The 10,056-nt window shown below is 76.0% G+C and carries 10 protein-coding genes; 4 read left to right on the forward strand and 6 right to left on the reverse strand.

Features of this window, described 5'->3' with window-relative positions:
- Positions 1–11 precede the first annotated feature (11 nt).
- The 4 genes from GTR00_RS06840 (at position 12) to GTR00_RS06855 (ending at position 5,078) form a co-directional block, all read left to right on the forward strand.
- Positions 12–1,640, forward strand: a complete 1,629-nt coding sequence (locus GTR00_RS06840; protein WP_166610888.1) for a methyl-accepting chemotaxis protein — start codon at positions 12–14, stop codon at positions 1,638–1,640.
- A 293-nt stretch (positions 1,641–1,933) separates the two neighbouring features.
- Positions 1,934–2,338, forward strand: a complete 405-nt coding sequence (locus GTR00_RS06845; protein ID WP_166610889.1) for a HAMP domain-containing protein — start codon at positions 1,934–1,936, stop codon at positions 2,336–2,338.
- A 150-nt stretch (positions 2,339–2,488) separates the two neighbouring features.
- Complete coding sequence (locus GTR00_RS06850; RefSeq protein ID WP_166610890.1) at positions 2,489–3,442, forward strand: manganese catalase family protein; 954 nt, start codon at positions 2,489–2,491, stop codon at positions 3,440–3,442.
- A 103-nt stretch (positions 3,443–3,545) separates the two neighbouring features.
- Positions 3,546–5,078 carry a diguanylate cyclase domain-containing protein gene (locus tag GTR00_RS06855; protein ID WP_166610891.1) on the forward strand — a complete coding sequence of 511 codons (1,533 nt, stop codon included), beginning with the start codon at positions 3,546–3,548 and terminating at the stop codon, positions 5,076–5,078.
- Here the strand turns inward: GTR00_RS06855 and GTR00_RS06860 are convergent.
- Genes GTR00_RS06860 through ftsH form a run of 6 tightly spaced genes read right to left on the reverse strand, consistent with a single transcriptional unit; the run spans position 5,024 to position 9,854 of the window.
- Entirely contained in the window at positions 5,024–5,494 is a 471-nt protein-coding gene (locus GTR00_RS06860) for a DUF3180 domain-containing protein (protein WP_166610892.1), read from the reverse strand. The genes GTR00_RS06855 and GTR00_RS06860 overlap by 55 nt on opposite strands.
- A complete protein-coding gene (gene folK, locus GTR00_RS06865) occupies positions 5,491–6,018 on the reverse strand; it encodes a 2-amino-4-hydroxy-6-hydroxymethyldihydropteridine diphosphokinase (RefSeq protein WP_323132291.1) in 528 nt (175 codons plus the stop codon). The genes GTR00_RS06860 and folK overlap by 4 nt, the downstream gene beginning before the upstream one ends.
- Positions 6,015–6,377, reverse strand: coding sequence for a dihydroneopterin aldolase (gene folB, locus GTR00_RS06870; protein ID WP_166610896.1), 363 nt, complete (start codon positions 6,375–6,377; stop codon positions 6,015–6,017). Before folB ends, folK begins: the two co-directional genes overlap by 4 nt.
- Before the next feature lie 47 nt (positions 6,378–6,424).
- Positions 6,425–7,282, reverse strand: coding sequence for a dihydropteroate synthase (folP, locus tag GTR00_RS06875; RefSeq protein WP_323132293.1), 858 nt, complete (start codon positions 7,280–7,282; stop codon positions 6,425–6,427).
- Positions 7,279–7,890 carry a GTP cyclohydrolase I FolE gene (gene folE, locus GTR00_RS06880; RefSeq protein ID WP_166610893.1) on the reverse strand — a complete coding sequence of 204 codons (612 nt, stop codon included), beginning with the start codon at positions 7,888–7,890 and terminating at the stop codon, positions 7,279–7,281. The genes folP and folE overlap by 4 nt, the downstream gene beginning before the upstream one ends.
- Positions 7,887–9,854 carry an ATP-dependent zinc metalloprotease FtsH gene (gene ftsH, locus GTR00_RS06885; protein WP_166610894.1) on the reverse strand — a complete coding sequence of 656 codons (1,968 nt, stop codon included), beginning with the start codon at positions 9,852–9,854 and terminating at the stop codon, positions 7,887–7,889. The genes folE and ftsH overlap by 4 nt, the downstream gene beginning before the upstream one ends.
- Positions 9,855–10,056: the final 202 nt, after the last annotated feature.

The raw sequence follows: 10,056 nt of genomic DNA on the forward strand, positions 1-10,056 counted from the left end.
GACCACCAGCGATGAGCACCCCCGCCCCCACCCCCGGCACGCGGCGCCGCCGCCTGCTGGCCGACCGCTCCGTCACCGCGAAGATCTCCGCCGCCGTGCTGGCCGCCTCCGCGGTGGCCCTGGGTGTCGGCGGCGTGGGCGTGGTGAGCATGGCCGACCTGCACCGGGAGCTGGAGGCCGTGAAGTCCCAGCACGTCGACGGGATGCGGGACATCGCCACCGTGCGCGGGGGCGTGGCGAGCATGTACCGCTCGGTCGTGCTGCACGGCATCGCCGAGGACGACGCCGCCCGCACCGGGGCCCGGGCGGACGCGCGCGAGGCGGACGCGGCGGTGGAGGAGGCCCTGTCCCGCTACGAGGCGCGCACCACCGCCCCGGCCGCGGGCCCGGCCGTGCAGGCGCTGCGCGGCTCCTACGAGGACTACGTCGCGCTGCGCGACGTCATCGTGTTCCGGCAGGCGCCGCCGGCCGGGTTCTCGGTGCCGGCCCCGCAGGAGATCGGCGCCCGCTTCGGCGCGGCCGAGCAGGGCTTCAACGAGGCGGTCGTCGCGCTGCAGGACGCCGAGGCGCAGCAGGCCGGCGCCAAGGCCGCGGCCGCCGACGCCCAGGACCGCCGCTCGCGCGCCCTCGTGGTCGCCGCCCTGGCCGCGGGCCTGCTGCTGGCCGGTGCCCTGGCCGCGTTCGTGGTGCGCACCACCCGCCGCCAGCTCGCGTCGGTGGGCACCGCCCTGGACGCGGTGGCCGCCGGGGACCTGACGGTGGCGGCGCAGGTGCACTCCGCCGACGAGCTGGGCGCGATGGCCGGGGCCGTGAACCGCGCCCGCGACGGCGTGGCCACCCTGGTGCGGCAGCTGGCGGACGCGGCCGGCACGGTCGGCGGCAGCTCCCGGCAGCTCTCGGAGGTCACCGCCCGCATCGCCGCCAGCGCCCAGGAGGCCTCCGGGCAGGCCGAGGTGGTGGCCAGCTCCGCGGCCGGCATCTCCGCCAGCGTGCAGACCGTCGCCGACGGCGCCGCGGAGATGGGCCTGTCGATCCGCGAGATCTCCCAGAACGCCGGGGACGCCGCCCGCGTCGCGCAGGAGGCCGTCGCGGTCGCCTCCGCCACGAACGAGACCGTCTCCAAGCTGGGCGAGTCCTCCGCCGAGATCGGCGACGTCGTCAAGGTCATCACCGCGATCGCGGAGCAGACGAACCTGCTGGCGCTCAACGCCACCATCGAGGCCGCCCGCGCCGGGGAGATGGGCAAGGGCTTCGCCGTCGTCGCCGGGGAGGTCAAGGAGCTGGCCCAGCAGACCGCGCAGGCCACCGAGGACATCGGGCGCCGGGTGGCGACCATCCAGGCGGACACCGGCGGCGCCGTGCGCGCGATCGGGGACATCACGCGGATCGTCGGCACGATCAGCGACTACCAGGGCACCATCGCCTCGGCCGTGGAGGAGCAGACCGCCACGACCTCCGCGATGAGCGGCAGCGTCGGGGAGGCCGCCACGGGGGCCGCCGGCATCGCCGGCAGCATCGGCGGCGTGGCCGCGGCCACCCGCGCCACGAGCGCGTCGCTGGCCGAGGGCGAGGCGGCGGTGCGCGAGCTGGCCAGCACCTCCGCGCGCCTGCAGCAGCTCGTGGGCCGCTTCCGCGTCTGACCCCGCGTCCGGCCCCGCCTCCGGTGGACGGGCGGTGAAGCCCCGGGCGCACCGCTCCAGCGCGCCCGGGCGGCGGCCGAAGCACCGGCGGGGCCGACGAGCGGTCCCGCCGGCGGGGAGGTCGAGGACGGGATGGGCGTGCAGGAGCGCGGGACGAGGCGGCAGGGGGTGCTGCGGCGCTGGCTGGCCGACCGCAGGGTGGGGACGCGGCTGCTGCTGGCGACCGCGCTGGTGGCGCTGGAGCGCTCCCGCTCCTCGGCGAGAACCGCGACGCGCGCAAGGCCTACGAGGAGGTGCTGACCGCCGAGGTCCAGCGCGCCGAGGCCGCCCTGACCGGTGGGCACGAGTTCACCGCCACGGTCCGCGACGGCCAGGAGCTCGTCGTGGCGCTGCTCGTGGCGAGCCTGGCGGTGGCGGTGGCGGGCGCGCTGGTCGTGCGCCGCAGCATCGTCGCGCCCCTGCACCGCGTCACCGACGTCCTGTGGCACGTCGCCGAGGGGGACCTGACGGTCGCCGCCGGCATCGACAGCCGCGACGAGCTGGGCGAGGTGGCCCGCGCCCTGGACCACACCACCGGACGGTTCCGCGACGCCGTGCAGCGCATCACCGGCAGCGCGGCCCGCACCGCCGAGGCCGCCGAGCAGGTGCACAGCGCCGCCGGGGACCTGCAGGAACTGGTCGCGACCTTCCGCTGCTGAGGGCCGACGGTGCCCGCCCGGCCACCGGGCGGGCACCGGGCGCGGGTGCACCTCCGGGTGCGCGTTCAACATCCCCGTCGCAGACTGGCCGCGGTCCGCGACGGGGAGAACCCGTCACCCGCGGGCTGCACGCGACGAGAGGACACCCCCGTGTACCTGCACGTCCAGAAACTCATCCACGAGATCGCCGAGGACGAGCCGGACCCCGCGGCGGCCAACGCCCTGCAGGAGGGCCTGGGCGGCCAGTTCGGCGAGATGCGCACGATGATGCAGTACCTGTTCCAGTCGATGAACTTCCGCGGCCCGGCCGCCAAGCCCTACAAGGACCTGCTGCAGGGCATCGGCACCGAGGAGATCAGCCACGTCGAGCTCATCGGGACGACCATCGCCCGCCTGCTGGACGGCTCCCCCCGCTACCAGGGCAAGCAGAGCGACCCCCTGGACACCCCCGGCGCCGGCGGGGCGACGCCCCTGGCGAACGCGCTGACCGACAGCAACATCCACCACTACCTGGTGGGGGCGCAGGGCGCGCTGCCGGTGGACGCCGCGGGAAACCCCTGGAGCGGCAGCTACGTCTACAACTCCGGCAACCTCGTGCTGGACCTGCTGTACAACCTGATGCTGGAGTCCACCGGCCGGCTGCAGAAGTGCCGCATCTACGAGATGTCCAGCAACAAGACGCTGCGTTCCACCGTCAGCTACCTCATCGTGCGCGACCAGGCGCACGAGAACGGGTACGCCAAGGCGCTGGAGACCCTCGGGGTGGACTGGAAGAAGCTGCTGCCGATCCCGAAGACGAACGCGGAGAAGTTCCCCGAGGTCAAGCAGATGGTCGACCTGGGCTGGCAGAGCAAGCAGTACACGTTCGACCTCACCGGCGCCTCCGAGGCCGCGAAGATCTACCGCGGCGCCTCGCCCTCGAAGGACGGCACGGACCTCGACGCCAGCGAGCAGGCCCCCGAGGGTGCCCCGCTGACCATCGCGCAGGAGCGCTACGAGGAGTTCGCGCCCGGCCTGGACCCGGAGCTCATCGAGCTCATCCAGGCCACCGCCGACCTGGAGATGGCCGAGCCGCAGATGACGTACGGCCCGCTGAAGGGCTGACGCCCGCGGGCCCACGCGCACGAGGGGGTGGTGCCGGTGCCTCGCACCGGCACCACCCCCTCGGCCGATCCAGGGGCGGGCGGGACGCGCCGATGCCGCTGGGGTGAACCGCTCCCGGCTGCGCCGCGCGGCCGTCCCGGCAGGTTTCGCGCTCCTGCACGTGCTGGCCGTGCTGCTGGGGCGCGCCAGCGCCGTGGACGGTTCGCTGGCCGTGGTCTGGCCCGCCGCCGGGGTGGGGTTCGTGTGGCTGGCCCGCTCCTGGCGCCGGCCGCGCGAGCGGTGGCGCGACACCGCGCTGCTCGTTCTCTCCGGCGCGGTCGGGCAGCTCCTGGCGCAGCAGGCGCCGCTGGCGGCGGTGCTGTTCGCCCTCAGCGGCGCGGTGCAGGCGCTCACCGGGTGCTGGGTGCACCACCGGCTGCAGCCGCGCGGTTTCCGGTTGCGGCGCCCCGGCGACCTGTGGGCCCTGCTGCTGGCCGTGAGCACCGGCGCGGTGGCCGGCGGCCTGCTCGGCACGGGCACCGCCGCCGTGCTGCTGGGCAGCGCACCCGGGCCGGTCCTGCTGGGCTGGGTGGTGCGCCACACCGCCAGCGCCCTGGGCGTGGCGGTGGTGTGGCTGCGCGTCGGGGACCGCCGCTGGTTGCCGGCCCCCGCGGAGGCCGGGCGCACCGAGGCGCTGCTGGTCCTGGTGGGCGGCGGCGCCTTCTGCGGCTGGTTGTTCGAGCAGCCCGGCAGCACGCCGCTGGGTTTCCTGCTGGCCCCGTTCTCGGTGTGGGTGGGCCTGCGGCTGTCCGCCCGCGCCGCCGTGCTGACCACCGTGCTGGGCGACGTCGGCCTCGTCCTGGTGACGATCGCCGCCGCGGGCCCCTTCCAGCACCTGCCGGTGCGCGAGTCGGTCCTGGACGCGCAGCTGCTGGCGCTGGTGCTCATCGTCGTCGCCGTGCCGCTGGTGCTGCACCGCGAGGAGCGCCAGCGCCTGGACGCCGAGGTGCGCGCCGCGCACCGCGAGGCCGCCGCGGCGCTGGAGCACCAGGCCCGCCACGACGCGCTGACCGGGCTGCCCAACCGGGTGCTGCTGCGCGAGCGGCTCACCGGCGCCCTCGCCGAGGGCCCCGCGGGGGTGCTGTTCTGCGACCTGGACGGGTTCAAGGACGTCAACGACACCGCCGGGCACGGCGCCGGCGACGAGGTGCTGCGGGAGGTGGCCGCGCGCTTCGCCGCGTGCGTGCGCGAGGGCGACACCCTGGCGCGCCTGGGCGGCGACGAGTTCGCGCTGGTGTGCCCGGGGGTGCACGACGCCGCGGCGCTCGACCGCACCGCCGCCCGGCTGCTCGAGGCGCTGCGCGCACCGGTGCGCACCGCCTGCGGCACCTTCGAGGTGGGCGTGAGCGTGGGTGCCGCCCTGGCACCGCGCGACCCCGCCCCGCACCGGCTGGCCGAGGGTCTGCTCGCCGCGGCCGACGCGGCGATGTACGGCGCCAAGCGGGCGGGCAAGAACCGGGTGCACCTGCACCCGCTCCTGGACGGCCGCCCCGGCGCACCGGACCACCCCGGCGCACCGGCGCCGCGGGCGGGTGCGGCGCCTCAGGCCTTCGCGCCGGCCTGCGGGTCGTCCTCCTCCGGCGGCACGCGGCAGTAGCGCTGCACCACCAGGCCCACCGCCAGCAGCAGCGCCGAGACGACCAGGTCGGCCAGCGCCACGAGGAACTGCCCGCGCCGCGCGGCGATGTCCAGCGTGGGCAGGTAGTGCACGCAGAACCCGGCCGAGACCCCGCTCAGCAGCGCGCCGGCCACCGAGGCGGCCTTGGCGAGCACGGCCGTGCGCGCCGCGCGCAGCGCGTCGATGCGCCGGCCCTTCTCCCCGCGCACCCACTGGCGCACCGGCCAGCCCAGGCCCAGCACGGCCACCACGAGCAGGCCGATGGTCAGCGTGGTGCGCCACACCAGCTGCGGCTCGCTGCCGCCGGTGCCCGTCCAGGCGCGCAGCCCCGACCAGGTCAGCACCGCCGCGAGGAACCCGGTGGCCAGCAGCACCCCCGGTCGCGTCGGCCTCACGGGAGCGGCCCGTCCAGGCGCGCCAGCAGCTCGCGCACCGGCCCGCCGCGCGGGCCGGGCAGCACCGCGTCCGGGTCCAGCTGCGCCCACGGCGCCAGCACGAACGCCCGCTCGTGGGCGCGCGGGTGCGGCAGCACCAGGTCCGGCTCGTGCAGCACCGCGTCGCCGTGCGCGACGACGTCGACGTCGATGGGCCGCGGCCCGCCGGGCACCTTCACCGAGCGGTCCAGGCCGCCGCGCCGCTCCACCTCGTGGCACAGCTCCAGCAGCGCGCGCGGGGACAGGGTGGTGCGGCCCAGCACCACCAGGTTGAGGAACTCCGGCTGCTCGAGCACCTCGCCCACCGGCGCGCTGGCCACCGCCGCGGAGACGGCGTCGACCCGCAGCCCGTCGGCGGCGCGCAGCGCGGCCACCGCCGCGCGCAGCGCCGCGGCCCGGTCGCCCAGGTTCGCGCCCAGCGAGAGCACCACGGGCACCGGCTCGGGCGGCGCCCCGCCCGCCGCCGCGCCCGCCGGCCCGCTCACGCGCGCACCCGGCGCACGACGAGCTCGACGTCGTCGAAGGGCACGGTCAGCGGCGCCTGCGGCTTGTGCACGACCACGTCGACGGCCACCACGCGCGGGGAGCGGGCCAGGCACCGCTCGGCCACCCGGCCGGCCAGGGTCTCCAGCAGGGCCACCGGCTCGCCCACCAGCAGGGTCACCAGCTCCTCGGCCAGCCCGCCGTAGTCGACGGTGGCGGCCAGGTCGTCGCCGGCGGCGGCCTCGCGGGTGTCCAGGTGCAGCGCCACGTCCAGCCCGAAGGGCTGCCCCTCGCGCCGCTCGGCGTCCAGCACCCCGTGCCGGCCCACGGCCCGCAGGCCGCGCAGCACGATGCGGTCCAGCACCCGCCCCTGCGCGTCCAGCACCGGCCCGGCGGCGTCCAGGGAGCTCACGAGCCCTCCCGCCCGGCCAGCGACCACGCCCGCGCCACGCGCACCGCGGCCGCCGAGGCGGCCGCCTCGTGCACGCGCACCCCCCACGCGCCGGCCGCCGCGGCCAGCGCGGAGACGGCGGCGGTGGCGTCGTCGCGCTGCGGCGGGGGCGGCGCGCTGCCGTCGGCGCCGGCGAGCAGGGCGCCCAGGAAGCGCTTGCGGGAGGCGCCCACCAGCAGCGGGCGGCCCAGCGCGGCCAGCCGCGGCAGCGCCGCCAGCAGCGCCCAGTCGTGCTCGGCGACCTTCGCGAAGCCCAGGCCCGGGTCGAGCACGACGCGGGCGCGGTCCACGCCCTCGGCCGCGACGGCGTCCAGGCGCGCGGACAGCTCGGCGCCGACCTCGGCGACGACGTCGTCGTAGACGGCCAGGGAGGTCATGACGTCGGAGTGCCCGCGCCAGTGCGACAGGACGTACCCGACGCCGAGCTCGGCGACGGTGGCGGCCATCGCGGGGTCGGCCAGGCCGCCGGAGACGTCGTTGACCAGCACCGCGCCGGCCCGCACGGCGGCGCGGGCGACGTCGGCGCGCATGGTGTCGACGCTGACGGCCAGACCGCGCCCGGCCAGCTCGCGCACCACCGGCACGACGCGGCGCAGCTCCTCGGCGGCGTCCACGCGGGCGGCGCCGGGGCGGGTGGACTCCCCGCCGACGTCGACGGCGTCGGCGCCGGCGGCGGCCAGCGCCAGCCCGCGCGCCACGGCGTCGGCGGCGGCGAGGTGGCGGCCGCCGTCGGAGAAGGAGTCGGGGGTGGTGTTGACGACGCCCAGGACGCGGCTGCTGGCGCCGGGGGCCGGGGCGCCCACCGGTGCGCTCACCGGTGCCCCGCGACGATGAGGCTCATGGCCTCCGCGCGGGTGGCCGGGTGGCGCAGCGCACCGCGCACCGCGGAGGTGATCGTCTTGGCGCCGGGCTTGCGCACCCCGCGGTAGGTCATGCAGGAGTGCTCGCACTCGACGACGACGATGACGCCGCGCGGGTGCAGCCGCTCCACGAGGGCGTCGGCGACCTGGGTGGTCAGCCGCTCCTGCAGCTGCGGGCGGCGGGCGTAGACGTCCACCAGCCGCGCCAGCTTGGACAGGCCGGTGACCCGGCCGTGCTCGCCGGGGATGTACCCCACGTGCGCGACGCCGTGGAAGGGCAGCAGGTGGTGCTCGCAGGTGGACTGGACCTCGATGTCCTTCACCAGCACCAGCTCGTCGTGCTCGAGGCCGAAGTCGGTGGCCAGCACGTCGGCGGGGTCCTGCCACAGCCCCGCGAACAGCTCCCCGGCCGCGCGGGCCACGCGCGCCGGGGTCTCGCGCAGGCCCTCGCGGTCGGGGTCCTCGCCGATGGCCAGGAGGAACTCGCGGACCGCGGCCTCGGCGCGGGCGGTGTCCACGCCCGCGCCGCCGGCCGCGGGCGCTGCGGTGGTGCGACCGGTCACGGCTCCTCGTGGGTCCGGTTCATCGGGGCCTGGGCGCCGTGGCCGTTGAGCGCGGCGCGCTCGCGCGGGCCCGCCACCGGCGGCAGGTCGGAGACGTGGCGGCGCTCGCTGGACAGCCACACGGGCCGCTGCGGGCGCTTGACGACCGGCGCGAAGATCTGCGCCAGCTCCTGCTGGTTCAGGGTCTCCTTGTCCAGCAAGGCCACCACGAGGTCGTCGAGGACCTTGCGGTGCTCCACGAGGATCTCCCACGCCTCGTCGTGCGCGGCCTCGATGAGGCGGCGCACCTCCTCGTCGACGATGCCGGCCACGCCCTCGGAGTAGTCGCGCTCGTGGCCCATGTCGCGGCCGAGGAAGACCTCGCCCGCGCCCTGGCCGAGCTTGATGGCGCCGATGCGCTCGCTCATGCCGTACTGGGTGACCATCTTGCGGGCCATCCCGGTGGCCTTCTCAATGTCGTTCGAGGCGCCCGTGGTGGGGTCGTGGAACACCAGCTCCTCGGCGACGCGCCCGCCCAGCGCGTACGCGAGCTGGTCGAGGATCTCGTTGCGGGAGGTGGAGTACTTGTCCTCGGTGGGCAGCACCATCGTGTAGCCGAGGGCGCGCCCGCGCGGCAGGATCGTCACCTTGGTCACCGGGTCGGTGTTGGGCAGGGCCGCCGCGACCAGGGCGTGACCGCCCTCGTGGTACGCGGTGACCTTCAGCTCCTTCTCGCTCATCCGGCGGGTGCGCTTCTGCGGGCCGGCCATGACGCGGTCGATGGCCTCGTCGAGGGCGGCGTCGTCGATCACCTTGGCGCCGGCGCGCGCGGTCAGCAGCGCCGCCTCGTTGAGCACGTTGGCCAGGTCCGCGCCGGAGAAGCCCGGCGTGCGGCGCGCCACCGCGAGCAGGTCGATCCCCGGGGACATCGGCTTGCCCTTGGCGTGCACCTGCAGGATCTTGTGGCGCCCCTCCATGTCGGGGGCCTCCACCGCGATCTGCCGGTCGAAGCGGCCCGGGCGCAGCAGCGCCGGGTCGAGGATGTCGGGGCGGTTGGTGGCGGCGATGAGGATGACGTTCGCCTTGACGTCGAAGCCGTCCATCTCCACGAGCAGCTGGTTCAGGGTCTGCTCGCGCTCGTCGTGCCCGCCGCCCAGGCCGGCGCCGCGGTGGCGGCCCACGGCGTCGATCTCGTCGACGAAGATGATCGCGGGGGCGTTCTGCTTGGCCTGCTCGAACAGGTCGCGCACGCGGGAGGCGCCCACGCCGACGAACATCTCGACGAAGTCGGAGCCGGAGATGGAGTAGAACGGCACGCCCGCCTCGCCGGCGACGGCGCGCGCGAGCAGCGTCTTGCCGGTGCCGGGGGGGCCGTACAGCAGCACGCCCTTGGGGATCTTCGCGCCCACGGCCTGGAACTTGGCCGGCTCGGCGAGGAACTCCTTGATCTCGTGCAGCTCCTCGACGGCCTCGTCGGCGCCGGCGACGTCGGCGAAGGTCGTCTTGGGGGTGTCCTTGGTCATCATCTTGGCCTTGGACTTGCCGAAGTTCATGACGCGGCTGCCGCCGCCCTGCATCTGGCTCATCAGCCACCAGAACAGCAGCAGCAGCAGGAGGATCGGGCCGACCGTGAACAGCAGCGAGGACAGCACGCTGGTGGTGGGCACCTCGTCGGTGACGCTCTGGACGTCGGAGGCGTCCAGAGCGTCCAGCACCTCGTCGCCGCGCTGGGCGATGTAGTAGGAGCGCACCGTGGTGGCGCCGTCGACGTCCTCGCCCTGCTTCAGGCGCAGGTCGATGCGCTGGTTGCCGTCCGTCAGGGTGGCGCTCTGCACCTTGTTCTGCTCGATCAGCTGCAGGGCGCGCGTCGTGGACACCTCGGTGGTGCCGCTGGAGGCGAAGAAGGACGCGCCGATCGCGACGACCGCCACGGCCACCACGATCCAGAGCCACGGGCCGCGGACTACACGCTTGAGGTTCGACATCTGTGGAGGGGTCGCCCCCTGTCCCTCCTGCTCGGTCGTGAGGACTCTCGACGGTACACCGCGCCGCTGACAGCGGACGCGGACCGCCGGTCGTCACCATTGTCGTCCGTGCAACGGGCGGCGGCACCCCGCCGTTCCTGCGCCGACCCGCGCGTCCGCTGCCAGCGGAACGCCCCGCGGGGCCGGGGCGTTCCGCTGGCAG

This window comes from Kineococcus indalonis, from assembly GCF_009906395.1.
Taxonomy (GTDB): domain Bacteria; phylum Actinomycetota; class Actinomycetes; order Actinomycetales; family Kineococcaceae; genus Kineococcus; species Kineococcus indalonis.